Annotated in this window: 25 protein-coding genes; 20 read left to right on the top strand and 5 right to left on the bottom strand. The window is 52.2% G+C overall.

Annotated features, from left to right (window positions below; genetic code table 11):
- The first annotated feature begins 2 nt into the window (after positions 1–2).
- From F4Y39_13520 to F4Y39_13550, 7 genes are all read left to right on the top strand, one after another.
- On the top strand, positions 3–1,496 hold the full coding sequence (locus F4Y39_13520) for a sulfatase-like hydrolase/transferase (GenBank protein MYC14743.1): 1,494 nt from the start codon (positions 3–5) through the stop codon (positions 1,494–1,496).
- The gene (locus F4Y39_13525) at positions 1,424–2,338 is read left to right on the top strand and encodes an isochorismatase family protein (GenBank protein ID MYC14744.1); all 915 of its coding nucleotides are present in this window, start codon (positions 1,424–1,426) and stop codon (positions 2,336–2,338) included. The genes F4Y39_13520 and F4Y39_13525 overlap by 73 nt, the downstream gene beginning before the upstream one ends.
- A complete protein-coding gene (locus F4Y39_13530; protein MYC14745.1) occupies positions 2,280–2,531 on the top strand; it encodes a Uma2 family endonuclease in 252 nt (83 codons plus the stop codon). Before F4Y39_13525 ends, F4Y39_13530 begins: the two co-directional genes overlap by 59 nt.
- Before the next feature lie 142 nt (positions 2,532–2,673).
- Positions 2,674–4,671, top strand: a complete 1,998-nt coding sequence (locus F4Y39_13535) for a CocE/NonD family hydrolase (GenBank protein MYC14746.1) — start codon at positions 2,674–2,676, stop codon at positions 4,669–4,671.
- Between the two features lie 162 nt (positions 4,672–4,833).
- Positions 4,834–5,142: a type II toxin-antitoxin system Phd/YefM family antitoxin gene (locus F4Y39_13540; GenBank protein ID MYC14747.1), complete on the top strand. Its 309-nt coding sequence runs from the start codon at positions 4,834–4,836 to the stop codon at positions 5,140–5,142.
- A gap of 12 nt (positions 5,143–5,154) precedes the next feature.
- Entirely contained in the window at positions 5,155–5,439 is a 285-nt protein-coding gene (locus tag F4Y39_13545) for a hypothetical protein (protein MYC14748.1), read from the top strand.
- A 516-nt stretch (positions 5,440–5,955) separates the two neighbouring features.
- Complete coding sequence (locus F4Y39_13550; GenBank protein MYC14749.1) at positions 5,956–6,633, top strand: hypothetical protein; 678 nt, start codon at positions 5,956–5,958, stop codon at positions 6,631–6,633.
- A 189-nt stretch (positions 6,634–6,822) separates the two neighbouring features.
- Here F4Y39_13550 and F4Y39_13555 read toward each other — a convergent pair whose 3' ends face one another.
- From F4Y39_13555 to F4Y39_13565, 3 genes are all read right to left on the bottom strand, one after another.
- Entirely contained in the window at positions 6,823–7,212 is a 390-nt protein-coding gene (locus F4Y39_13555; protein ID MYC14750.1) for a hypothetical protein, read from the bottom strand.
- A gap of 130 nt (positions 7,213–7,342) precedes the next feature.
- The gene (locus F4Y39_13560) at positions 7,343–8,539 is read right to left on the bottom strand and encodes a hypothetical protein (GenBank protein ID MYC14751.1); all 1,197 of its coding nucleotides are present in this window, start codon (positions 8,537–8,539) and stop codon (positions 7,343–7,345) included.
- Positions 8,540–8,554: 15 nt separating this feature from the next.
- On the bottom strand, positions 8,555–9,598 hold the full coding sequence (locus F4Y39_13565) for a Gfo/Idh/MocA family oxidoreductase (protein ID MYC14752.1): 1,044 nt from the start codon (positions 9,596–9,598) through the stop codon (positions 8,555–8,557).
- Between the two features lie 104 nt (positions 9,599–9,702).
- Between F4Y39_13565 and F4Y39_13570 the strand changes: the two genes are divergently transcribed.
- On the top strand, positions 9,703–10,827 hold the full coding sequence (locus F4Y39_13570; GenBank protein MYC14753.1) for an aminopeptidase P family protein: 1,125 nt from the start codon (positions 9,703–9,705) through the stop codon (positions 10,825–10,827).
- A 23-nt stretch (positions 10,828–10,850) separates the two neighbouring features.
- On the opposite strand, the gene F4Y39_13575 is transcribed toward F4Y39_13570, so the two are convergent.
- Positions 10,851–11,840, bottom strand: coding sequence for a Gfo/Idh/MocA family oxidoreductase (locus F4Y39_13575; protein MYC14754.1), 990 nt, complete (start codon positions 11,838–11,840; stop codon positions 10,851–10,853).
- Positions 11,841–11,899: 59 nt separating this feature from the next.
- On the opposite strand from F4Y39_13575, the gene F4Y39_13580 reads away from it, so the two are divergent.
- Positions 11,900–13,819, top strand: a complete 1,920-nt coding sequence (locus F4Y39_13580) for a heparinase (protein ID MYC14755.1) — start codon at positions 11,900–11,902, stop codon at positions 13,817–13,819.
- A gap of 55 nt (positions 13,820–13,874) precedes the next feature.
- On the opposite strand, the gene F4Y39_13585 is transcribed toward F4Y39_13580, so the two are convergent.
- Entirely contained in the window at positions 13,875–15,188 is a 1,314-nt protein-coding gene (locus F4Y39_13585; protein ID MYC14756.1) for a beta-lactamase family protein, read from the bottom strand.
- On the opposite strand from F4Y39_13585, the gene F4Y39_13590 reads away from it, so the two are divergent.
- From F4Y39_13590 to F4Y39_13640, 11 genes are all read left to right on the top strand, one after another.
- Positions 15,075–15,722: a divalent-cation tolerance protein CutA gene (locus F4Y39_13590; protein MYC14757.1), complete on the top strand. Its 648-nt coding sequence runs from the start codon at positions 15,075–15,077 to the stop codon at positions 15,720–15,722. The genes F4Y39_13585 and F4Y39_13590 overlap by 114 nt on opposite strands.
- A 4-nt stretch (positions 15,723–15,726) precedes the next feature.
- Positions 15,727–16,404 carry a divalent-cation tolerance protein CutA gene (locus tag F4Y39_13595; protein MYC14758.1) on the top strand — a complete coding sequence of 226 codons (678 nt, stop codon included), beginning with the start codon at positions 15,727–15,729 and terminating at the stop codon, positions 16,402–16,404.
- 148 nt (positions 16,405–16,552) lie between these two features.
- On the top strand, positions 16,553–16,978 hold the full coding sequence (locus tag F4Y39_13600; GenBank protein MYC14759.1) for a putative toxin-antitoxin system toxin component, PIN family: 426 nt from the start codon (positions 16,553–16,555) through the stop codon (positions 16,976–16,978).
- A gap of 5 nt (positions 16,979–16,983) precedes the next feature.
- Complete coding sequence (locus F4Y39_13605) at positions 16,984–17,220, top strand: toxin-antitoxin system HicB family antitoxin (GenBank protein MYC14760.1); 237 nt, start codon at positions 16,984–16,986, stop codon at positions 17,218–17,220.
- 224 nt (positions 17,221–17,444) lie between these two features.
- Positions 17,445–18,356, top strand: a complete 912-nt coding sequence (locus F4Y39_13610; GenBank protein MYC14761.1) for a phosphotransferase — start codon at positions 17,445–17,447, stop codon at positions 18,354–18,356.
- A 37-nt stretch (positions 18,357–18,393) separates the two neighbouring features.
- Entirely contained in the window at positions 18,394–19,782 is a 1,389-nt protein-coding gene (locus tag F4Y39_13615) for a sulfatase-like hydrolase/transferase (protein ID MYC14762.1), read from the top strand.
- On the top strand, positions 19,782–21,890 hold the full coding sequence (locus F4Y39_13620) for a GAF domain-containing protein (GenBank protein MYC14763.1): 2,109 nt from the start codon (positions 19,782–19,784) through the stop codon (positions 21,888–21,890). Before F4Y39_13615 ends, F4Y39_13620 begins: the two co-directional genes overlap by 1 nt.
- A 12-nt stretch (positions 21,891–21,902) precedes the next feature.
- Positions 21,903–23,294 (top strand): sigma-54-dependent Fis family transcriptional regulator, encoded by a 1,392-nt coding sequence (locus tag F4Y39_13625; protein MYC14764.1) that lies wholly within the window; start codon positions 21,903–21,905, stop codon positions 23,292–23,294.
- Between the two features lie 247 nt (positions 23,295–23,541).
- On the top strand, positions 23,542–24,189 hold the full coding sequence (locus F4Y39_13630; GenBank protein MYC14765.1) for a CDP-alcohol phosphatidyltransferase family protein: 648 nt from the start codon (positions 23,542–23,544) through the stop codon (positions 24,187–24,189).
- Positions 24,190–24,214: 25 nt separating this feature from the next.
- The gene (locus tag F4Y39_13635; GenBank protein MYC14766.1) at positions 24,215–25,225 is read left to right on the top strand and encodes a flippase-like domain-containing protein; all 1,011 of its coding nucleotides are present in this window, start codon (positions 24,215–24,217) and stop codon (positions 25,223–25,225) included.
- A 43-nt stretch (positions 25,226–25,268) separates the two neighbouring features.
- Entirely contained in the window at positions 25,269–25,796 is a 528-nt protein-coding gene (locus tag F4Y39_13640; GenBank protein MYC14767.1) for a hypothetical protein, read from the top strand.
- Positions 25,797–25,843 lie beyond the last annotated feature (47 nt).

The following is a 25,843-nucleotide window of genomic DNA, read 5'->3' on the forward strand; positions in this document are numbered from 1 at the left end:
CGATGTTTGAGGGCAAGCCGCATATTATTTTTGTGATTACAGATCAGCAGCGTTTTGATACCATTCACGCCTGGGGATATGATTACATGGTTACGCCCACGCTGGATCGGCTCGCGAGAGAGAGTGTGTCGTTTCGGCAGGCGTATTGTCCCGGTGCGACGTGTGTGGCGTCGCGGGCGGCAATTTTTACGGGTATGTACCCGCATACGACGGGCGTTTATAGTTTTGATCACTGGGCAAATCACCGCAACTGGGTGCAGGATTTATCGGATGCGGGCTACTATTGCGTGAATATTGGCAAGATGCACTTGACTCCGCGTGATATTCCCGGTGGATTTCACGAGCGCGTTATTGTGGAAAATCCCACCAATAAAGCACTGGATGGCGGTGGGGCAGATGACGATTGGGGCAGGTACATGACGTTTCACAATGTGAAGCGGCCCAATGATCGCAATAAGGCAGATCCCGAGTGGCTCAACAAATGTCAGGGGGTTGTGTGGCACGAGGAGGCGCGGTTTCACAGCGATGTGTTTATCGGCAATTCTGCGTTGAACTGGATTCGCAATCACCAGGGCGATAAACCGCTGTTTCTCCAGGTTGGATTTACGGGACCTCACGAGCCCTGGGATCCTTTGCCAAGACATTTGGATTTGTATCGCGATCGAGATATGCCGCCGTGTGTAAAGCGCGATGGAGAATTGGAGGATAAGCCGCCGCAACATGCGGCGCATCTGGATATGCACGCGACGACTGATCACGAATCGCAAATCGATTTGCGCGGGCGCACAGATGATGAACTCGCCGAGATGAAGCGGCATTATTACGGGAATATTTCGACGGTTGATGAAAAGCTGGGCGAGATTATGGATGCTCTGCAAGCGCGGGGGTGGTTGGAGAATAGTTTGTTGATTTTTTGTTCGGATCACGGCGAGATGCTGGGCGATCACGGGTTGGCGTATAAGTGGTTGATGTACGATCCGATTGTGCATATTCCGCTGATGATTCGCACGCCGCAGTCTGTTGATCGTCCGTGCGAAACACGCGATCTGGTTTCGCTTATGGATTTGGGTCCGACGATTCTGAACGCTGCGGGGGTAGCTGTTCCGACCTATTTGGAGGGGCGTTCTTTGATGCCGTATTTGAATGGGGAGACGCCCGTGCCTCGAAAATACGTTTTCTGCGAGGATAATTATCAGATTATGATGCGGTCACAGACCCATAAGATGGTGTATTATATCGGGCAAGCAGAAGGCGAGTTGTATGATTTAGATCGCGATCCCGGAGAGTTGTGGAATGTTTGGAATAGGTCTGAATACGCCGATGTGAAAGGCGAGATGTTCACAGATTTGCTCAGTTGGATGGCGACGAGCAATTATTACAATGCCGGATACAAACGCCAGCGCAGCAAACAATATCGCATGCGATGGCCCTCGGAAAACGACGCGTATTTGCACGGGCGCAAAGGGCAACCAAAACCCCGGGCTGTCGATTTGTAGAGGGTGACATACAATATGATCGCAGACTTGTGAGAAGAGGAGACGCAATGGCGACGCTACAACTGAAAGTGCAGTACTTCCAAGACAGCACGCCCCCAGAAGTGCCCTGCCGTGAGGAAAATTTCGTCGTGCGGGAACTGGATTTCGCCCTGCCAGTCGAGCAGACGGCGCTAGTGCTGATCGACCTGTGGAACGTGCATCACATCGATAGCTGGATCGAGCGCGCCGAGGCGGTGACCAAGGAAGTGATTGCGCCGCTTATCGGGCGAGCGCGCGAATATGGCCTGACCATCGTGCAGGCACCCAGTCCCGGAGTACTGGCCAATTTCCCGGATAAGTACGAGGTGTACCAAGGCTGCACGCCCGAGCCTGAACCGGGGCCGCCGCCGAGTTGGCCGCCAGCCGAGTTCCGCAACCGGCAGGGGACGTACGCCTGTTTCCGGGGGCCGCGCAACCAAGAGCCGGGCATTGATCTTTATTGGCAGAGCCTAACCGGGCAACTCGATATTTCGCCCCACATCGCCGTGGAGGAAGGGGACTTTGTCGTGGGCACGGGCCAGCAACTGCACGATTTGTGCCAAGAGCGCGGCATTCTGCATTTGCTCTTCGCCGGCTTTGCGACCAACTGGTGTATATTGGGCCGCGACTACGGGGTTCGCGCCATGCGCGGGCGGGGCTATAACACCATTTTGGTGCGAGAGGCCACGGACGGAGTGGAATTTCCCGATACACTAGAGGCTAAGTGGGCCACGGAATTGGCCGTGCGCGAAGTCGAGCAAGTGCATGGCTTTTCCACCTCGACAGCCGATTTTTACGCCGCCTGCACCCGAATTGTGCATTGAGATTATGTCACCGAGCAATTCCATGGATGAGATGGAAGAGAAGAAAGATCTTTATATGGAGCGCGGTGCTTTAGAAGTCTGGATTTGCGAAGAATCGGGTGCCATCAGTTTTTGGGATATTCAGGGCAAAATATCGACGTCCGTCCTGTTTCCAGACTTTCCCGAATCTATTCATGTGCCTTTTGAGAAATAGTCGGATATAATGCCGGATACAAACGCCAGCGCAGCAAGCAATACGGCATGCGCTGGCCTTCGGAAAACGACGCGTATTTGCACGGACGCAAAGGACAGCCAAAACCCCGAGTTGTCGATTTGTAGAGGGTGATATACGATTTATGCGCGTGATTACTGAATTCCCCCGACCTGTTCGGGAGATTGAGCATACCTGGATTCCCCTGTCAGATGGCACGCGATTGGCCGCGCGCATCTGGTTGCCAGAAGATGCAGAACAAAATCCCGTGCCAGGTATTCTGGAATATTTGCCGTACCGCAAAAGCGATGGTACTGCTGTACGGGATTCGGTTCATCATCCCTATTTTGCCGGTCATGGGTACGCCTCAATCCGCGTGGATATGCGGGGAAGTGGCGATTCTGAGGGCGTGCTTTTAGATGAATACTTGCCGCGAGAACAAGAAGACGCGCTCGAGGTCCTTTCTTGGATTGCAGCGCAACTCTGGTCAACGGGCAAGGTGGGCATGTACGGCAAATCGTGGGGTGGGTTCAATGGGTTGCAGGTCGCCGCACACCAGCCTCCTGAACTCAAAGCTGTAATCAGTTTGTGTTCGACCGATGATCGCTACGCAGACGATGTGCATTACAAGGGTGGATGTGTGCTGGCGTCTAAGATGCTGTATTGGGCATCGACGATGCTGGTCAATTGTGCTTTGCCACCCGATCCCAAAAATGCAGGTGATAAATGGCGTGAGATGTGGTCTGAAAGGCTGAATCATCTCGCGCCATTTGTCGATATATGGATGGCGCATCAGGTGCGTGATGCCTACTGGAAACAGGGATCGGTGTGTGAAAACTTTTCTGCGATCACATGCGCGGTTTATGTTGTTGGCGGGTGGGCAGATGGCTATACCAACACGATTCCCCGATTGCTCGAAGGATTGACCTGCCCGAAAAAAGGGCTTATTGGTCCCTGGGCACACCAATTTCCCGAACGAGGGACTCCCGGTCCTGCGATTGGGTTTTTGCAGGAATGTTTGCGGTGGTGGGATTACTGGTTGAAGGGGATAGATACCGGCATTATGGAAGAGCCTGTATTGCGCGTGTGGATGCAGGAGAGTAAAAAGCCAGCTGTTGATCACAAGACCTGGCCGGGGTTCTGGATAGAGGAGCATATCTGGCCCCGTGGTGAAGTGCGCGAATATCCGTTGGGCAGGGATGGATCACTCGGCGAGGAGTCGAGAGAGGTGGACGATATGGTTATTTCTGGAATGCTGGCACACGGGCTGGATTCTGGAAATTGGTGTCCAATGGGTGTCATAGGTGATTATCCGCCAGATCAGCGTGCAGAGGATGGGCGGTCTGTGACTTTCACATCGCAACCTTTAGAGGAGTCGCTCGATATTCTGGGTTTTCCCGAAGTGTCTATGCGCTTGTCAGCGAATAGGGAACGCGCGCTAATCTCCGTGAGATTGTGTGAGGTTTTCCCAGACGGCACATCCGCACTTTTGAGCTGGGGGTTACTCAATCTGGCGCATGGCGAAATGCACGAGGTGGTCAGATATCTCAAACCCGACGAGATATTGGATGTCACGGTGCAGCTCAATGCCATTGGCTGTCGCATATCTGAAGGGAATGCTCTACGTGTATCTTTATCGCCTGCGTATTGGCCCCAGGCGTGGCCGTCACCTGAACCGGTGACTTTGCGACTTAATGGTGGGTGTTTGCGTTTGCCTATATGGTCTGGTCAAGCTCTGAAAGCATCTTACGATGAACCCGAAGGTGCCTGTGAACTGAAACACAGCGTGCTTCGGAAGTCAGGTCGATTTCCCATTGGACATTGGCATGCGGTTGATGAAAAACTGATTTATGAGGTTTTGACGGATGGTGGGCGTTTGCGGTTTGAAGATGGTCTTGAGTTAGATGAGTGGGCGAAAGATCTGTGGGAAATAGAAATGATGGACCCACTTTCAGCGATCGCGAAGTGCGAGCGGAAAATTGAGCTTGTTAGAGGCGCGTGGCGTGTTCGGGTAGAGACGCAGAGTGACATGCGCTGTGATGAGAGACTGTTTTATCTGACGAATAACGTTGTGGTCCATGAAGGCGAAAAGGCAATTTTTCATCGCGATTGGCACAGTGAAATACCGCGTGAAGGATGTTGACGGTATATCGGACAACTTAAAAAAATAAAGTTTGACGGCAGTCTCCCAGGCATTACACGGGTGACCATGTCGTCGATTAAGACTTGTGCCTTTTAGATAGTCGTATATATTTTTGATTATAGATGTGCTAATGTTAATCCATATTACACAGAGGTGGACATCTTGAAGAAAACAACTCCTATGGTACATCGCGTTCCTTTAACCGAAGCCCGCACCAATTTGGGACAGATCGTAAGGCGGGCACATCTCAATAACGAGTGTTTTATCCTGGAAAAGAACGGTATTCCCATTGCTGGTATTATGGATATAGATGATATGGAAGATTGGTTGGAACTCCAGGATCCCGAGATGCAGAAGCAGATTGCGGAGGGATATAAAGAATATCGGCAAGGCAGAACCAGACCTCTGGATGATTTTTTGTCTGAACTCCATGCTGGCGACGACCCCAAAAAAGTAAAAACGCATTCATAGGCACTATCTATAATGCCGCAACCGTTTCTTGTTCGTACTTCATCTCGATTTCTGCGCGATGCTCGAAAACGCCTTAGACAACATCCCGAACTGGTGGAAGTCCTTGAGGGGTTACGTGTCATTCTCGGCGAGGATCCCTATAATCACACAAGGCAATACCATATTAAAAAACTCAAGGATATAAAATCGGGAGAGGGCCAGTGGCGCATTCGGCATGGCGACTATCGCCTGCGTTACGATATATTCGGTCAGGAAGTTGTTTTGTACTCTTTTCGCCATCGTAGAGAAGTATATTGACTGATCAGCGAGAAAAGAAGCCCTCCTGAAAAAGACAGGAGGGCTTTTGATATTACAATCCATCAAGTTGGAGTTTAAGGGCTCAGAGCAGGACCCCGGCAATCGCCTGAAGTGATTCCGAAATAAGAGGATAATCCATAAAAGCATTATCAGTCAATCCACCAATAAGCGAAATACAACTCAAAACGACAGAAATCAAGTTAACCATAGTATGATCTCCTTTCTCTTTGAAAAAAGAAAAAAGGCGATCGACAAGGCTATCCTGCGCCGCGCGAGATCGCGCTCTGAGACCTCAATTTATAAAAATAAGGAGATTCGGCATGATATGCCAGTTTTTTCCATTTGTAACGCATAATACATCCTCCTATCCTTGTGGGTCATGGCACATTTCTCTCATAAAGGCTTGTTGTTCTTCTCTGGGGTGTGTTGCCACACGCTCCTCTTGCAATTGCCTCGGTAATCCCCTATTTAATAGTAGCATTTTAACATTAATTTCCAGCACTAAGAGAGTAGCAAATGAATGCAAGTGAGATATTGGCCTGCGCCGCGTACTATCATGCATTTGGTCATTGGCAAGCCGCACGCGATCTTGAGACGCGGATTAAGAAGAGTTTTGAAAATCCGGATGATTACTTTAACCCCGATAAGTTCGCACGAAACCTGTACCCTTTTTTTTTCAGATGCAATGTTATCCATAATATAAATAATGCGTACGAACACATTTTAAGATCAATTATTTATTCCGAAGGCAAGGGGCGTACCAAAAATGAAAGAGATGGTATGGGTATCTACGGGCATAATTTTCAAAACAAACTTTGTCATATCCCCCATAAAACAACACAAAAATTTGATGGGCAAATAAAAAAGCATCTACGAGAAATAAAAAGTATGGGGGATCATGAATCTAAGACAAGAGAAGAAAAAGCAATCCAGAAACAGCGGTTCAGACAGTTTGGGTCTCTTTGGAAACTGGCAAAATTTCTTCAGCAAAGCCAAAAATTAGACGATGTAAGGTATGTGTATGAGCATCTCACAGAAACAGAAAGTGTATCTGCTATAGGATCTAACGATATCCAAATGGTGTTTATAATCTTGACACCCATTTTTGCAACCCAACATGATACCCTGTTAAAATATTCAACCTTTCGTCATGTACACAACAGTTTGTACACAACACTATCACTAAAAAAGTAGAAAATTGATTCTCCTCTTGCATTTTGGGGACTGTCAATTCTAAAAAAGGGCGCAGAGTTAAATTCTACGCCCTTTTTTATTATACGATAGTATCTGTTTTCCAACCAATTCTTTAAAGATGATAGGTTCTCTCCTGATGGCTTTCCTACGATAAGGCTCTCGCACTCTGTTCCTGTCGATATCAGTTTGCTACGTCTTACATTTGATCAAACGATTCTGCCATAGAGTTAGCACAATGTCCATCTGACCATTTTCGACCTTATCTTCTCCTTTTAAAGCCTTTTTCCATAGTCTGTTCTTATCAGATGCAAAGGATGGGTCTGAACAAAGCAATTGAACTGCTTCAAGGGCATACTGTTTGTTCAGTACAGACCGCGTATAGTTACCCCGGGCTACACCGCAGACTATGCCTTCCTCGCATAAACCGAGGTATGCTGCACGCGGACAACCTTTTTCACGAGCGGATTTCTGAGTAGGAAATTGACGTTTGGTAGCAGTCTTCCATGCATCGCATGGGCGATACCCGGCTTGTCGAATTAGGCTTGTAGCCTTAACCGCCGCATCTCCGTATTTCCCCATGATAGGTTCTCCTGAGAAGTAACTACGCCACAACGGGAGTAATGACAAAAAACCTTCTGGATTGCGGCTCAAAACCATGCCGCAATGACAACTCCCAACCGACTCTCAGCCTCCAAACCTCCAATGCTCATTACACAGAAACGACTTGTCGTGTGTCTTCAATTTCGGCGTCGAGATTGCCCGACAGGTCGTTGTTGTTGAGGTGAATGCGGTCGGCTTTTTCGCCGATGTGAACACCTATGCGCTGGGTTGCTGTTTCGTCGTTGCCAATGCGATTATTTGTGAAGGTGAGATCGTGGGTTTCGCCCAGGATGCGCACGCCATAGCCTTTGTTTTTGTCGCCATTGTCGAGAATTTGATTGTTCTCAAAGGTGTTGCGATGCCCGCCCATGGGTTCGGATTCGTTGCGGAAGAGTATGCCTTCACAGCCGTTGCGCAATGATCGGTTGTTGGAAAACAGATTGTCGGTGTCTTTGTGACCAATGGAGATGCCCGTGTCGCCATTGTCGATGAGGTCGTTGTTTTCAAAGACACCGTGTTTGACGCGCCAGCACAGAAAGAGGCCAATGCGACCGTTGTTTTCCGAGCGGCAGTTGCGGATGATGGGGTGCTGGCTGCCGCTGCCCGGGTGCAGGCCCAGGTGGGTATTGCCCGTGCAGGTGCAGTTTTCGACTGTGACGTGCTGGCTCTGCTGGAAGCTGATGCCATCGCCGTGATAATTTTTGATCGCGCAGTTTTGCAGGATCGTATGATGCCCCCGGTAGAGGAATATGCCGGCGCCGCGGCAACCGTTGAGGTGCGGGTTGTTTTCGCCGTTGCCATCTACAGTCAGATTTTCTATTCGAGCATTTTCGATGTGGTAGCCGCTGATGACCGGGAAGGTGGTTGCAGCGCGCGCATTGCGAGAGACGAGGTAGTCGCCTCCCATAGGCACATTGACGCCAAAGGTGTTGTCCTTTTGCCAGAGGATGGTACCGACGGCGGTGTGGAATCCACCGCCCTTATCGTCTGTGATGCTGACGCCGTAGCCCACTTTGAATCCATCGAGATTTTCAAGAGTGATCTGTTCTTCGCCAAAATCTCCGTCGAGGAGAAGTGGGGCCTCAATGCCGTTTGCCTTCCGCAATGTGGTATTTTCGCCCTGTCCTTTGACCGTGATGTTGCTGCGGAGATGGAGCGCGTCGCGCATGATGTACGTGCCGGATAGGATTTCAACTGTGCCTCCGCCGAGCGCAGCCGTGTAATCGACTGCTGCTTGCAATGCGCGGTTGTCATTGCCGATGATGTCGGCATTTTTTTGTCCGACGGTGATGTGTAAGCCAGTCATGGGAATCTCCGTGGGTTAATCGATGCGAATTTCCTGTCCGGTTTCGCCACTTTCGAGCAGGGCTTCCATCATTTGCTGCACCTGATATCCGTGATGCAGGGGTGCTTCGCAGGTTTTGCCGTCGAGGATGCAGTCGATAAAGTGGCCCGCAATGCGGTCCCATGCCTGGGTTGCAAGCGGGATATCGACGGCGATGTCGTGTGGGACGCCGTCCTGTGTTTTGTAGATTTTGAGCGGGCGGAATTGCGCGCCTGCTTCGTCGCCAAAGAGTTCGATCTGGAGTTCATTGGGCTGATGAGATGCCCAGAAGCTTTCGACCTGAAGACCCGCGCCGTTTTCAAAGCGGATGAACCCACCGGCATAGTCGTCAGCGGCGTATTGTTCGTAGGTGCTGCGCGGGACTTGTCTAAAGCCCCAATAGCCGCGTCCGCGCGGTCCAAATTTTGCGCCGCACACGCCTGTGACGGTGGCGGGTTTGGGCATGCCGAGCAAGTACCACACGGCGTCGAGGACGTGGACGCCCATGTCGCGGAATGCGCCGCCGCCTTTTTGGATGAATCCGAGGTTCCACGCGGGGATGCCGCTTCGGCGCACGCTGCGGGCGCGGGCGTAGTAGAGGTCGCCAAAATAGCCTTCGCGCGCGAGGTTGCCCAGGTACTGGCACTGGTCGGAAAATCGGGTGGAGAGCGACATCATGTTGACGACGCCAGATGCTTCGGCGGCTTCGACGAGTTTTTGTGCTGCTTGCTCAGAATCCGATAGTGGTTTGGTGACCATGACGTGTTTGTCATTTTTGACGGCTTCGAGTGCGATGGGCACATGCCACTGGTTTGGGGTGCCTACAAATACCGCGTCGATGTCGGGGTCTTTACACATTTCTTTGTAATCGGTGTAGAATTTCTGTTCGCCGGGCAGTTCGCGGGCAAATTCTTCCATTCTTTCGGGGATCAGGTCGCATAGTGCGACGACTTCGCCGCGATCATTTTTCGCAAGGGCGCGGCCATTGGGTTTGCCAATGCCCATACCGACGACACATACGCGGACTTTTTTTTCTGGCATGATGCACTCCTGGTGTTAAATTGGATGGGTTGTGAGAATGCGCCCTGTATTATGCAAAAAAAAGAGGGATTTACCAATATAATTTCACGGAAAGGATATGTGTTATGCTCACTATAGAAGGTTGTCGTAACCGGCAGCAGCGATTTCGAGCGCGTCTCTCCGAGGAGGGGATTGACGCGGTTATTATTACAGATTATCGGGATATCTACTATTTGACCGGTGTGCTTCTGTCGGCATATCCATCGTTTTCTTTTCCCGCGCTTCTGTATTTGGAGACCGAGGGAGGATCGTGGCTGGCGTCAACGACTGACGAAGGGGATGCGGCTGTGGATGAGCGCGTGGTGTACGATTCGCATGTGCTTTACACTATGAATCCCGATCCGATGCGCTTGCTGAATGCGGCTGTGGCGCAAAAGCTCCGCGATTGCCGGGGTATTTCTCGTTTGGGCTGGCAGCAGGAAGCCACGCCCAAGTTGCTCGCCGATACAATAGCAGATGCTCTGGGTGGCGAATGGGTGGGGATAGACGATTTGTTGATTGCACAGCAGATGAGTAAGGATGCCGATGAAGTTGCGATGTTGCAAAAGGCGATTGATATTAATCTGCGGGCTTATGACCGCGTGCAAGAGGTGATTGCGCCGGGTGTGAATGAACTGGATGTGCTCGCGGCGGGTCAGCAGGTCGCGCTGAATGCCGCGGGTGAGGTGTTGCACCACGGGGGCGATTACCAGTGCGGGCAATTGGGTGGGCCTGCCAGAGATCGGATTATTGAAGATGGGGAGTTGTATGTTATTGACGCACAGACAGAATATCACGGGTACTGGTCCGATCTGTGTCGTACTTTTGCCGTGGGCGATCCCACAGATTTGCAGGCGTCGGTGTACGATCTTTTGAAAGCTATTTTAGAGGATGTTCCCAATCTGGTAGGGCCTGGTGGACGGGGGACTGTACTGTGGCATACGATTGATGAGAGAATCCGCGAGCATCCCCATTTGTCCGATATTGGACTGATTCATCACGCGGGACACGGCGTGGGGATTCGCGCACACGAGCCGCCCGATTTGAATCGGGACCGAGAGGGTATTTTTGAGGTGGGTACGGTCTTTTCCTGTGAGCCGGGTGCGTATAGCGAGGCATTGAACGGGGGCATTCGGTTGGAGAATACGTTTTTGGTGACGGAAGATGGGGTGCAGAATCTGACGAATTATCCGCTGGTGTTAAAGCGGTGAAATAGAGAGTACAGGTCGCCTGCTCAGAGTGTGAGCACATTGCCCGTGTCCGCAGCTTCACGTGCTTGTAGGCACAGGCGCGTGACTTTTATGGCTTCGTCGGGACCGATGATGTGAGGTGCTGTGCCCGTGCGTTCACCGTGGAGGTTGACGAGGAAATTTTCTTCGGGTGGCAGGGGCAAGTCGCGTGGTGCTTCGCCCGAGCGTATCAGATGCGTGCGGTCGTCGATGACTTCGATGACGCCTTCTGATCCGGCGATTCGGAGGCGGTCGTCGCCGTGGGTGGGTGCTGTTGGGGGGCGCAAATAATCGAGGTTGATCATTGCCGTGCCGCCATTGCTCAGGCGGAAGAGCATGCCGCCGTGGTCTTCACAGCCGGGATAATCGGGATGGGCGAGGTTGCCGTGAAGCGCGGCGACTTGTGTGTATTCACGCCCGGTTGTCCAGCGCGTGTAATCGACGGCGTGGATTGCGACCCAGGGGATTGTGCCGCCGTAAGTTTCTCGCTTTTTGAAAAAGTCTGGGCGCGTGCCAAAGCGATAGGATTTTTGCGCGGTTGCCAGAATGGGTTCGCCGATGAGACCGTCTTGAACTGCCTGGTGTGCTGCGCGAAATGCGGGGGATAGTCGCAGGCCAAACATGGCGGTGAGGCGAATCCCGCTGTTTTTGACCGATTTTTCAAGGGCGTCGAGATCTTTCAGGGTGGTTGCAACGGGTTTTTCACTGACGATGTCGATTCCGCGGTTTGCAGCGGCTATTGAGGCTTCGGCGTTGAGGGAATACGGACGACATATACTGACGAGATCGATTTCTTCGGTGTCGAGCATGTGGCGATGGTCGTCATACAGGCGGGTGTGTGCGGTGAATGCCGCGTGCGATTTGACTCTGGCGAGGGTGTCGTCGGGATGCCCTTTGGCGCAGGCGATGAGTTGTGCGCCGGGGATGTGCGCGATGCCGTCGAGTACCATGTTCTGATGTCCGTCGCTGCCGATTTGTGCAATTTTGAGTGGCATGGTGTTCTTGCTCCTGTTGTTGAGATTTGGAATGATGGCTTTAATTAACGGAGGATCAGATGCTTTCGCAAAAGTATTCGGAAGACGTGTTAAAAGATATTTTGATTCCGCGGGATGACTGGCAGCCTTTTCCCACGGCGTTGACGCGCTATGCGTGGGATGCGTTGCCAGACGCGGTGCGGCAGGCGCAAATTGCGCGGGGGGAAGATCGCCTGAATTTTGACTGGCCGGGCGTACCTGCGGTGCGGTTTTTGGATTATGCGCGCAATGGGAATCGCTCGCGGTACGAGAGCTTGAGTTTTGGGCGGCGCACGGCGCTGTCCGATCTGGTTCTGGCAGAGTGTGTGGAGGGCAAAGGCAGATTTTTGGATGATATTACCAATGGTATCTGGTGCATTTGCGAGGAGTCTTTTTGGGGTGTGCCCGCGCATATTGGTGTGCAAAAGGCGGGTAGTGGTCTGCCGGATACGGCTGAGCCGATTGTCGATCTGTTTGCCGCAGAAACGTCGGAATTGCTGGCGTGGACGGTTTATTTTCTGGGCGCACAACTCGACGCGGTTTCGCCTTTGATTGTGCCGCGCATTGCGCGTGAGATGCAATATCGCATTTTGACGCCTTTATTGGAGCGCGAAGATTTTGGCTGGATGGGATATTCGGGTGCGCGCGTGAACAATTGGAATCCGTGGATTGTGTCGAATTGGTTGACTTCTACTTTGTTGATGGAGACCGATGAAGCGCGGCGGGTTGCTTCGGTGTTTAAGGCGATGCAGACAGTGGATAATTTTATCGATCCGTATCCGGAGGACGGGGGGTGTGACGAGGGACCGGGCTATTGGGGGCGTGCGGGGGCATCGCTTTACGATTGTTTGGAGTGGCTTTACAGTGCAACGGGTGGGTCAATTGATGTGTACGATGAGCCGCTCGTTCAGAATATTGGCAAGTTTATCTATCGGGTGCAGATTGCGGATCGATATTTTATCAATTTTGCCGATGCGTCGCCTGTGGTGATGCCAGCTTTTGCGGTTGTCTATGGCTATGGCAAGCGCATTGGGGATGACGCGATGGTGGCTCTCGGCGCGTGGTCTGCAAAACAACAGGGCGTTGCCGAGAAGGGTCTTTCGGAGTCTTTTGGGAGCATGGGGCGCGCATTGCCCGCGCTGTTTTCTCTGAATGAGATTCTCGATGCAGAAGCTGCGCAGCCGTTGCCGCGCGATGTGTTTTTGGACGAGATTGAGGTGTTTGTCGCTCGCGATCAAGGGGGTTCGGCAGATGGATTTTTTGTGGGGGCAAAGGGCGGGCACAATGCCGAGAGTCACAATCACAATGATATCGGGCATGTGGTGGTTTATTTAGATGGCCAGCCAGTGCTCGTGGATGCGGGGGTCGAGACTTATACGGCTAAGACGTTTAGCAGTGAGCGGTATGACATTTGGACGATGCAATCCCAATATCACACGTTGCCGACGGTGAATGGACAGATGCAGATTCCCGGGCGGGTTTATTCGGAGGCGGGGATTGATTATCACTACGATATTGCCGCTCGAGATGTGTCATACACGGCGAGCGAGGCAGATGCGACGTTCACGTTGGATCTGGCACAAGCCTATCCGCCAGAGGCTCAGATTGATTCTTGGATGAGGACGGTTGTTTTGCATCGCGGCGAGGGTGTGACGATTGCAGATCAATATGCGTTAAAAGCCGTGACGGGCGATGTTGTGATGAATGTTTTGACGGCGTGTGGTGCTGAGGATAGCGGCGATGGGACAATCGCGTTGAACGAGGTAGAGTTGGCGGATGGACGAGTATCAGGCGCGGCGCGTTTGCACTATGATGTGGATGTATTCGATGTGGCGATTGAAGATATTGCGATTGAAGACGCGCGATTGAAGACTATTTGGGGCGATTTGTTGCGAAGAATCACGCTGACGGTTAAGAATCCCGAGCCGCGTGGCGGGTGGACAATTCGAGTGACGCGGTGATGTTGGATTTCCGGAACTAAAAGAGGAGCAAGGTTATAAGGACTTGCTCCTCTTTTTATTCGATTAAGGCTTCGGAGATTGCGTCGTGAAATTCGGGGCGAAGATGGGCAATTTGAATGTTCTCGCGGGTGGGGTGTACGCGGTTGGTGAGGAGGATGACGCCGAGGTCTCGTATGGGGTCTCCCCATACGGATGTGCCAGTGAATCCGAGGATGCCGAAGGATTTGTCGCTAAAGTAGCGGCCGCTCGAACTTGCGCCGGGTGAGACGGTGTCCCAGCCGAGTGCCCAGGTGCTGTTGGACGCGATATTGGCGCGGGTGGTGAATTGTGGAATGCTCTGTTTGGGAAAGATGCCTGTGCCGAGCCATGCGAGCAGGCATTTCGACAGGTCATGCGCTGTGGAAAAAAGACCGGCGTGGGAGGCGATACCACCCATTGCGGCGGTGTTTTCATCGTGGACTTCACCGTGTACGAGGTGATCGCGCAAGTCGGAGCCATCTTCCGTGGGCGCAATGCGGTGTTTGAGATGGGGCGGTGGACAGTACAATGTGTCGTTCATTTTGAGCGGTTCGAATATGTGCTGTTTGACGAGGTGATCCAGGCGGTGGCCGCCGATGGTTTCGAGGATTTTACCCAGGGTGAGAAAGCCAAGATCGCTGTACACGGTGTCTGTGCCGGGTTCATAAATTAAGGGGTGTTGGCAGGCTGCGTTGAGCATGGCATCGCGGATGTCAATATCGTGCGTTGTGCTTTGGTTTTCGTACAGGTGAACATGTGCGGGCAGGCCGCTGCAATGGGCGAGCAGGTGCCGGACTGTGACGCGATTTTTGTTCTTTCCGGTGAAGGAGGGTACATAATATTGCACGGGTGCGTCGAGATTGAGGCGATCTTCATCGGTAAATAACATGCAGAGTGTTGTGGTGGCGATGACTTTGGTGACGGAAGCGAGGTCGTAGAGAGTATTGATTTGCACGGGTGTGGCGTTGGGTTGATAGGTATGGTGGCCCACAGCCCAGCAGGTGACGATGCCCGCACGGCGCAGGACGAGACCGACAGCACCGGGGGTGGTGCGGGTATGCACATGGTGTTGTAATACTCGACGGGCGCGGTCGAGTTTTTGCGAATTAAAACCGAGTTGTTCGGGTGTCATTTGTGCCTCCCAGTTTCCAGCCTCTTGCACATCGCATTTCTGTGTTCTATATTGTTGAAAGTACGAGACAAAAACAAGGGGAATTTGACAGGGAAAGGTCGTTTTATGAGATATCGACATATCTTTGGAATGGGTGCGTTTATTGCTCTGTTTTTTGCGATGTGTATGCCCGCTGAGGGACAGGTGAATGTGGAACGGCTCGAGAGCATTGCGCGACATGTGGCGCAGGCGGTTTTAGCTGAGGGGGATTCTCTGACGGCAGAGCAGGTTGCATGGGTCGAGCGCATGACCGCGCAATTGGCGGAGGATGTGGTGTTTCTGGACGAACAAAAACAGCGGTTGGAAGAAATGCGTCGCGAAAGAGATGCGTCGATTCGGAATATCGCGAATCAGATTGCCAAAGGGATCGGTGTTCTGATTGCTCTGCTGGTTTTGTGGGCGATTTTCCGTGTCTTTAGAAGGGGGTTGCGTGCCGAGTCGGGAGATGATCCTCTTGGGGTGTTGATTGCGATGCGCACAGAAGCGCGGGCGCAGAAACTCGGCGAGATGCTTGTTAAAGAAAATTTGGCGACGGGTGGAACTGTCGCACCGAGTGTCCGTTCAATCTATCGCAGGGAGGATGGGGTGCGAGAAGCTGCTGAGGCGATGGTTTTTTTGAAGACGACGCGTGCACAATTAAGCAGTTTGATGGACCGAGCAGAGGAATTGGGTGGGGGCAAGACGCCAGAACTCGTTGTGATACGTGAGGTGTGAAAGCATGTTAAAAGTCTGGACCGTCATTCTGTTTGGATTTTGTTTTATTGTTTCCGCAGGGGCTGAGGAAGAGGATGCCTCGCGTATTGCGCGCGAGATGGTTCGCTCTCTGTATGGCTATGAGCGCGTGAAGCCATTGCCACCTGTGGCGAATGCACAGGTGCGCGTTATTGCGAGAAAGCTGGCTGCGGAGTCAGACGAGCGTTTTCAGCATGCGTTTTTTCAGGCGGGGGATCGCGAGCAGGGCGCGTTTTTTAGCGGGCTGATGAAGCACGTTATTATCGGGGTGATGATTTGTCTGGTGTTTTTTGTGGTGCATACGGTTGTGCGAAAACTCGATGCGGCGCGGCGTCTGGGGAAAACAGATCGCGATGTCGCAGTTCAAGGTGGGTTGCGAAATGCGCCTTATATTCTGGCTCTTTCCATGTCATCTGAAACAGAGGCAAGTCGCGTTGGGCACGCGCTTGTTGCCGAGCGGTTGGCTGCACGGGTGGATGTTTTTTCGCAGTATTTTTTGTCACCGGATCGAGATGAAGGTACTGTGCTTTTTGTGATGACTGTAAAAGGTCGCTTGAGGTCACTAAAAAAACGGTTGGGAGATTTGTCTATTTCATTTTCCGTGTCTCACGGACACAGGTCCTATTTAACGTGGATTGCCGATGCGGCTGATGGGAGAGGGTAAGGATGTGCGCGAGACGTTTTGGTGGGCAGTTATCAGTTTAGGATATGTAGGGCTTTATGGCTGGGGTTTCGGACAATCTCAGGTGTTTGGGCTTGTATAAGTTTGAAAATTTGATATTTTAAAAAAGAAAACGGTCTGGCACTCTTCTATGCGAATTATCTTGGATACCAATGTGCTTGTTTCTGCACTGCGATCAGACCTGGGGGCTTCATATAAGATTATATCTCAATTGCCTTCCGAGAATTTTCAGATCGCTCTGACGGTACCTTTGTATTTGGAGTATCAAGATGTTCTTACACGTCCAGAAAACATGACTGGTGCGAGTAACCGAAATGACATTCTCAACTTTCTTCGTTATCTGTGCAGCATTGCACATCAACAAAAAGTGTTCTTTCTATGGCGTCCCAGGCTTGACGATCCAGAAGATGATATGGTGTTAGAAGCAGCTATAGCTTCTCAAAGTCTTTATATTGTCACTCACAATCTCCGTCATTTTTCTGACCGTGGTATTGAGGAACAATTCGGTATTACGCCTGTCAGCCCTCGGACCTTTCTACATCTTATTGAGGATTAAGAACGATGGGTGCATTCACTATTCACTTGCCAAATTCACTGCATGACAAAATCGAAGAACTGGCCAAAGCAGAAGGTTTATCGGTCAATCAGTTTATGGTGACCGCTGCTGCTGAAAAGATAGCTGCATTACTTCCAGAGGACTATCTAACTCAAGAGGCGAAACAAGGCAAACGTGCGGATTTTGAAAAAGTCTTAAAGGCCGTTCCCCACATTGAACCAGAAGAACACGACCGGCTCTGAATATATGCCATCTTTCTGACTTGAACCATCCGTCCCTGTCTGGATCAGCATGGGCAAAATTCTTCTGTCGGAGCGGTGTACAACTTTAACAGAAGTTCACCATTATTTAGGATACCCCCCACACCTCCTGAGCCTCGTTGTTCTATCTATCCTCTCATCCTCACCCATCCTGTAATATCTCTGCTTGTCCTAAAACTTTTCAATGTTCATAAAGTGGGAAATCTATGTACATTCCAGACACCTTATCGTCTAATCCAAAATGGGCTGAATGGATCGAACGGCTGCCAGATATCGTCGCTGCGTGTGCAAAGCGGTGGGATCTTCGAATTGAAGACCCCATGACAGAAGAGTATGCCGAGATGTCCTATAGCTATATCGCACCAGCGACGGATGCGAAGGGCACAGAGGTTGTTCTGAAAATTGGCTCGCCCGTGCAACTGGCGGAAATCTGGCAACAAGAGTGCCACGCGCTGCAACTTTGCAATGGTAATGGTACGGTCAAGTTACTCGATTTTGACGAGGCTTTGGGCGTGCTGATGCTCGAGCGCATCCGCCCAGGTGTTCCTCTGGGTGTTTGCCCGGATGACGAGGAGAATACGCGCATTGCCGCTCGACTGATGAAAAAGTTCTGGCAACCCGTTCCAAAAATTCACAGTTTTCGACCAACAGCTTATGAAATAGATGGTTTTGACAAGTTGCGCCAAAAATACAATGGTAGTACCGGGCCGCTGCCCGAAAAATGGGTTGTGCGCGCCGAAATGCTTTACGATGAGTTGATGAGCACCAGTACAGAAACGGTTGTTTTGCACGGCGATTTGCACCACTGGAATATCTTGAGTTCAGAGCGCGAGCCGTATCTCGTCATTGATCCCAAAGGTTATTTTGGCGATCCGGGTTACGAGGTCGGTGCTTTTTTGGCGAATTATCCCGACGCATCCTGTGAAGGATGTGACCGGGGCGAAATCGATGTTCGCCGCGTGGAGATTATGGCCGAAGAATTGGATATCCCGCGCGAGCGAATTATTAAATGGGGTCTGGTTCTGGCTTTAATCTGGGCGAGGTGGAGTGAGGATACGCCCGAAGAATTTTGGCGTACAGATATCAGTCGCGCCCAGGCGTTGGATCAGTTGCTTTAGATGATGTGTCATATCACACTAACCGTAAGGAGATTTTATGTCTGACCGTCCAAATATTCTGATGATTATGTCCGATGAGCACGACCCGGCAGTGATGGGGTGTTATGGGGATTCTATTGTGCAAACGCCACATATGGATCGACTATCAGAAGAAGGTGTTGTGTTTGATGCGGCTTATACGACGTCACCGCTTTGCGCGCCTGCGCGTGCGAGTTTTACGGCGGTGCAATACGTGAGTCGCTGTGGGGTGTGGACCAATGATTGTCAGTTGCCTTCTGACGATTATCCTTCGCTGCCTCACGCGCTGAATGCGGTGGGCTATGAATGCTGGCTGGGAGGCAAGATGCATTTTGCGGGTGCGCATCGCTATGGTTTTCGCGATGTTTATCCCGGTACGAACCAGGGTGACAGGAGTGGCAAGGGCGGGCGGCGAGCGTTTGATGATCTGAGTGAATCGAGTTTTGGTTGGGAAGGACGGGTGGCGGCTTTTAAGACGAGTGATACATCGCCCGTTTTGGAGAAGGACCGCAAGGTGACGGCGGAGTGCAGTGCGTTTTTGCAGAATCGATCGGCGGATGATAAGCCGTTCTTTTTGCTAGCCGGTTATGTGGCACCGCATTTTCCGTTGACTATTCCAGAAGAATATTACGCGCCTTACAAAGATAAGGTGCCCATGCCCGAGATTCCCGAGGGTTTTTTGGATACGTTGCCGACCAATTACAAGCATTTGCGCGCCGGGTTTGGGGTGACAAAGGCGACGCCCGAGCAGACGAAGTTGGGGCGGGAGCTTTACTGGGGTTTTGTGAATTGGCTGGACGATGAGGTCGGCAAGTTGCTCGCCGCGCTCAATGATTCCGAAGTGGCGGATAATACGATTGTGATTTACTGCACGGATCACGGCGAGAACAAGGGCGATCACGGGTTGTGGTGGAAGAACAATATGTATGAGCACGCTTCGCGGACGCCGCTGATTGTATCTTTTCCAAAACGCTGGGCAGGGGGACAACGGCGGACGGGTGTGTGTTCACTGGTGGATCTGGCGCAGACGATAGCAGAGATCGGCGGGGCGGAACGCTCGGATGACTGGGATGGCGAGTCGTTGCTCAATTATCTGGACGATGGGAATAGCGAGTGGCGGGATATTGCTGTGAGCGAATACTACGCCCACAATATTGCGTCGGGTATGACAATGGTTCGGCAGGGTCCGTGGAAATACGTGTATCACGCGCGGTTTGACGAGGTGCATGGACCCGAACGGGAGTTGTACAATTTGGAGGAGGATGCCGGGGAATTTAACAATCTGGCAAATGATCCCGCGCAGGCCGATCGCATTGCGCAATTGCACGATTTGTTGGCGAGGGAATTGAGACGCGATCCCGAAGATGCCGAGGCGCAAAGCCGAGCGGATTTGGCGAAGGGGTATTGATGGACCTGTCGTTATACGAGACGATCTGGCTGGTCGGCGCGGCGATTGCCGCCGGGTTGCTCTGGGGCATTTTTGTTTCGGCGATAAAGCGGAAGGGTACGCCGCTGCCGCTGTTGTTGTTGATTTCGGCGGGGGCACTCTGGTACACGGGGGATGCGTTGCGCATTTTGATCGCGCAGGCTGCGCCGGATGCCGGTGCGGTGAATTATGCAGCGCATCTGGCGCGTTTTGGGCTGGATTTTTTGCCGTCTGCGCTGCTGGGAACCGTGCTGGCTTTTGCAGATGAGCACAAGGTGGCGCGTGGGTTGCGGCGGTATCTCATTCCGATCACTTTTGTGCCGGGGATAATCATTTTTTTGATTGGCATGTCTCAAGCGCCGATCAAGCGCGTGAGTTTTAGTCTGTATGCTATTGCTATGCTTCTGTTCTCGGCGTATCTCTGCCGGGGATTTGCGATGCGGTCAGAGACAGAGGTGCATAAGGTGTTTTATCGGCTGATGGCATTCGCGCTGACGGGTATCGCGGTTTTGACGGTTTTTGCGTATCCGATTGGGTTGCTTCAAAGTGCTGTTGTAGGACCGGTGCTCGCGCTGGTGCTTTTTCTTTCGCCTATCGCGCCAGCGTATATTCTGGGTTATTTTATTTATCGGTACAGCTTTTTCCAGATTGTGGTGAATCCCGCGTTGTTTTATTCCGCGCTGACGGGTATTGTGTTGACGGTTTATTTGCTGGTGATCCGGCGCGTTGCAGAGGCATTGGGGCGTCTGGATAGTGGATTCAGAGTAGAGGTGGTTGAGGCTATTTTGATTTCGTTACTGATTTTTCTGTTTCAGCCGATTAAGAACAGGTTGCAGGGGATAATCAATCGCCTGTTTTTCAGGGCGCGATACGAATACCAGCATTTGCTGGGTGCGCTGAGTCAAACGCTGAATGTGCCACACGCGCTGGAGAATCGGTTGAAGTCGGTGGTGGATGCGGTTGGAACTGTGTTGAAGGTACACGCTGTTTCGCTGGTGGTGTTTGAGTACGAGGAGGGGCGGGTGAGTCAGGTGCAGGTGATGGCAAGCAGTGGTTTGCCGGGGTTTGAGCCGCCTGTCACACCGTTTGGGGATGGGGACGGGGCGCAGATTGAGGCGGTGGTCGGCTGGCTGTTGGTCCACCGCCGTCCGCTGGATGTGGGCGATTTACATCATCCGGCACTTACTGCAATACTCGCAAAGCAAAGGGTTGAACTGTGTATTCCGGTGTTGCAAGAGGAGAAGCCGGTTGGTTTGCTCTGTCTGGGAGAGAAGAAGCGCGGGGGGTCTTTTTCTTCTGAAGAATGGGATTTGTTGGGTACGCTTTGCAATCAGATTGCACTGGCGATTGAAAATACGCGTCTGGTGGAGCGACGGTTGCAATTGGAGCGGCAGATGTACGAGGCGGAACGGCTTTCGGCGTTGGGTTTGCTTTCGGCGAGTATTGCGCACGAGGTGAAGAATCCCCTGAGTTCGATCAAGGCGATTGCGACTGTGTTGCGGGAGGATTTGCAGAGTGATCAGACAAAGGCGGGCGATTTGTCTGTGGTGTTGCGCGAGATTGATCGGTTAAACCGCGTGGTGGATCGCTTGCTCAGATTTGCTCAACCCAAGCAGGATGATGGGTTTCAAGTATTGGATCTGAAGGCTGTGCTGGAAGATGTGGTGCTGATTTTGTTTCACGAGGCGGAGCGACGGAATGTGGAGATTTGTTTTGAGGTGGATGATGGTCTCGCGGTGAAGGGCGATCCAGAGGATCTGAAGGAAGTATTTTTCAATTTGATTTTGAACGGTATTCAGGCTATAGAAGGCGATCAGGTAGAGCGGCGGTTGGTGGTGCAGGCGCGGCGGTTGCGCGGAGGTGTGGAAGTGCGGGTGTCGGATACGGGTCCGGGGATTTCAGCGGAGAATCAGGCTCGCGTTTTTGAGCCGTTTTTTACGACTAAGGCTTCGGGCACGGGGTTGGGGCTTGCGATTGTGAAGCGCGATGTGGAGCGCATGGGGGGGGCGATTGAGGTGGCAAATGCAGATGGGGCAGGCGCGGTGTTTGCGGTTCAACTTCCCGGGGGGGATGTGAAGGAGGAAGTGTGAAGGATGAAGACTATGCAGCATAAAATTCTGATTGTGGATGATGATCCTGCGGCGCGGTACGGGTTGAAGCGGGCACTTGCTGCGCTGGGGTGTGAGATTGTCGAGGCAGAGGACGGTGAGGCGGCGCTGGTGGCTGTGGCGCAGAGCAATCCCGATTTGTTGATTTGCGATATCCAGATGCCGAAGATGGATGGGTTGACGCTGGTGAAGCGATTGGCAGATCAGGGGGATGCGCGGCCGGTTATTGTGATTACAGCGTATGGGTCGGAGCGGGTTGCTGTGGAGGCGATGAAGGCGGGGGCTTACGATTATTTGAGCAAGCCCTACGATGTGGATGAGTTGCGCTGTTTGGTGGAGAATGTTCTGGAGACGGTGCGATTGCGGCGGGAGAATGAGACGCTTCGCAACGAGATTCGGCAGCAGTCGGGGTTCGGATTGCTGATTGGTCGCAGCCGCGCGATGGAGGAGGTTTACGATTTGATCGGCAAGGTGGCGGTGACAGATGCGGGGGTGCTGATTAGCGGGGATAGCGGTACGGGAAAGGAGTTGGTCGCGCGGGCGATTCACGAGCAGAGCGGGCGAAAGGCGCGGCCTTTTGTGGCGGTGAATGCGGCGGCGTTGCCGACGGAGTTGATCGAGAGCGAGTTGTTCGGGCATGAGAGGGGCGCGTTTACCGGGGCGACTGCGCGGCGGCAGGGCAAGTTTGAGCTTGCGGATGGGGGGACGCTGTTTTTGGATGAGATCGGCGATATGCATATTGAGACGCAGGCGAAGTTGTTGCGCGTGCTGGAGGAGAAACAGTTTGAGCGGCTGGGCGGTTCGGAGACGGTGACGGTGGATGTTCGGATTATCAGCGCGACGAATAAGGATTTGCCAGCGGAGATAGTGGAAGGGCGGTTTCGGGAGGATCTTTTTTATCGCTTGAAGGTAGTGGATATTTTTTTGCCGCCGCTGCGGGATCGGCGCGAGGATATTCCGCTGCTCGTTCAGCATTTTTTGGCGCGTTTTAATGATCAGCACGGCAAGGCGATGACGGATGTGTCGCCGGATGTGATGAAGATGTTGATGGTGTATGGCTGGCCGGGCAATATACGGGAGTTGATGCACGCGGTCGAGCGGGCGGTTATTTTTTCGGATGGGTCCGAGTTGCGTCGCGATTTGCTTCCCCAGGAGGTTCGGGGTGTTGCGTCTGTGGAGCGTTCTGAGTCTGTTTGGCGGGATGGGGTGTTTTTTCAAGATGCAAAGCAGGAGGTTGTGCAGTCTTTTGAGGTTGCGTTTATTCGGTCTGCATTGGAATACTACGAGGGCAATATTAGTCGCACAGCACCGGCTATTGGTATGAAACGGCAGGCGCTGCAACAGAAGTTGAAGGAGCACGGGATCGATCCCGGGATTTATCGTTAGATCCCTTCCCAATCCCTGAAACTTGATAGGTCCGGAGATACACATTGTGTCTCCGGATTTTTTTGTGCCTGCTGTGCAATACTCAGTTTGCAGGTGCAATATTTAGTTTGCACTGATTGGGCGATTTTTGGGATGGATAACAGGGAAAATGGCCTTTTTCGAGGGAAAATGGTTTTGGCACGGGATTTGCATATGACGTGTTGTGACCGAGGAGTTTGAAATGTGAACCTCTAAGAAGGAGGCTGAGATGTCAACGCTTACATCGACGTTTGCGACCGCGTTTCCAGGCCAGGTTGCCAATTTGATTACCGCGGGCCGGGTGGTTCTGCTGTTTCTGGCGACGGCTTTTGCCGTGTCTGGAGATGCGATGCTGGCCTGGGTTGCGGTGCCGCTCGCTTTTGTCGCGCTGGTGATGGATTGGCTGGATGGGTATCTCGCGCGGCGGTTGGGGTGCGAGAGCAAGGTCGGGGGGGTGCTGGATATTGTGGGTGATCGGATTGCGGAGAATGTGTGGTGGGTGGTGTTTGCGTGGTTGCATGTTATTCCGCTGTGGGTGCCGATTGTGGTGCTCAGCAGGGGGTTTGTGACGGATGCGATTCGCAGTTGTGCCCTGACCAGGGGTTTTACGGCGTTTGGCGAGTCAACGATGATGAAGTCGCGGCTTGGGTTCGCGCTGGTTGCCTCGCGCGTGAGCCGGGCGACGTACGGGACTTCCAAGGTGGTCGCGTTTGTGCTGTTGTTCAGCCTGAATGCGGCACAGCAGATGTCGGGTTTGGCGCCCGCATTTTTATCTGGTCTTGAGATGGTTGCTGTGGCGGCGACGTATCTGACGGTCACGCTTTGTGTTATTCGGGCGATTCCGGTTGTTACGGCTGCGAAACGGGTTGTTGTGTAAGGTAGCGATTTTTCAGGAGAATGAGATGAAACGGGAAACGCATATTTTGCTCTGTTTGATAGGGTTTGCTGGTCTGGGTGTGCTTTTGTACCAGCTCAGTACCCCAGAGGTGTGGCAGCATGTTTTGATGATGGGCTGGGGCTATGTGCCGGTGATCGGCCTGTCGCTGGTGGTATTTGTTCATCATGCGTGGATATGGCGGGCCTGCTTTGATCGCAGGTCGGAAAGGCCGCGTTTGAGGCAGTTGCTGTGGGTGCAGTTAGCTGGCGAAGCAGTGGGCAATGTGGCGCCGGCATCGCAGGTTGGGAAGGAGGTCGGCAAGGCGATTGTGCTGAGAGATAAGATGTGTGTTTCCCGCGGGGTGTCGTCGCTGGTGGTCAATAAGACGGGTGAGATGATTGGTGGGGTGATTTTTGTGATCGGTGGTGTTGTGATAGGTTTGCAGCGGTTTTCGTGGCCGGCTGAGGTGCGAGGCGCTCTTATCGCTGTTCTGGTGCTGTCTGTTCTGGGGGTTGTTTGGACGGTTTTCAGGCAGCGCCGAAGTCCCTTTGCGCGGTTTTTGAATTTGATGCTGTGGTTGCGACTCAGGTTTTTGGAGCGGTTCCGCGATCGCGCAGTGGAGATTGACGAGAATTTGGCGCAGTTTTATCGGTTGAATAGGTGGCGTTTGGTGGGGTTGTTGGGCTTACATCTGTTGGGCTGGAGCATGGGGACGCTGGAGATTTATGTGATTCTTTATGTGCTCGGCGAACCCATGCCATTTGTCTGGGTGTATCTGTTCCACGCGCTGATGGTCGTGATTAACGCGGCGTTCTTTTTTGTTCCGCTCGGGATGGGCGTTTTTGAAGGCGGGCATGTGTTTCTGTTTCATTTGATGGGTTTGGATCCAAAGATGGGTTTGGCTGTGGGCATTATTCGGCGGGTTCGGAGGCTTTTCTGGATGCAGGTGGGTCTGACTCTGCTTCTGATCGGACCGCGGGGCAAGCAGGCTGATGCAGCGCCGAAAAATGATAGCCTTCAGCAGGTAGAGATGTAGTGCATCAATTTTGTCAATGAATAGCTAAGAAAAGGAGAAAATAATGACACGCTCGATTTCTTATCTGGTCTGTGTCTTTTCGATTGTAACCTTCAGTTTTTCAGCTCAGGCGAAAAAGACTGATCTCACCAAAAGTTATGGTATTGGTCTTCAGGGAGCGACACCCACATTTGGTGGCATTAGTTTTCGCTATAACGGACTGGCACCCGTATATCTTCAAACCGTTGGTCGTTTTATTCTCAATGGTCAATATAGCGACCATATGTTGGGCGCTGGCGTTTCGTATGCCATATTCGAGCATCAAAGCCGGTGGAACGTTGCCCGACTTCATTTCACTCTTGAAGGTGGCTGGCAAGAGAAAAAAGAGGAGGATCTCCGCCAGGAGGCTGTCAAGACCACGACGCTGGGAACTGGTCTCGCTTTTGGAGGCGAGATTGTGTTTTCACTTGGGGGGATTCCTCTCGGTTTGAATGTGGAAATCGGTCAGGGGTTTGGTAGGGAAAAAACCGGCTCTCAATCTAAGGGTCTCGCTGGCGTTTATGCAGGCGGGGGTGTCCATGCCTATTTTTAGATATGGCAAAATTGCTGCCTGATTTTGTTCAAATTATTGAATATAAA

It is taken from the genome of Gemmatimonadota bacterium, from assembly GCA_009838845.1.
GTDB lineage: Bacteria > Latescibacterota > UBA2968 > UBA2968 > UBA2968 > VXRD01.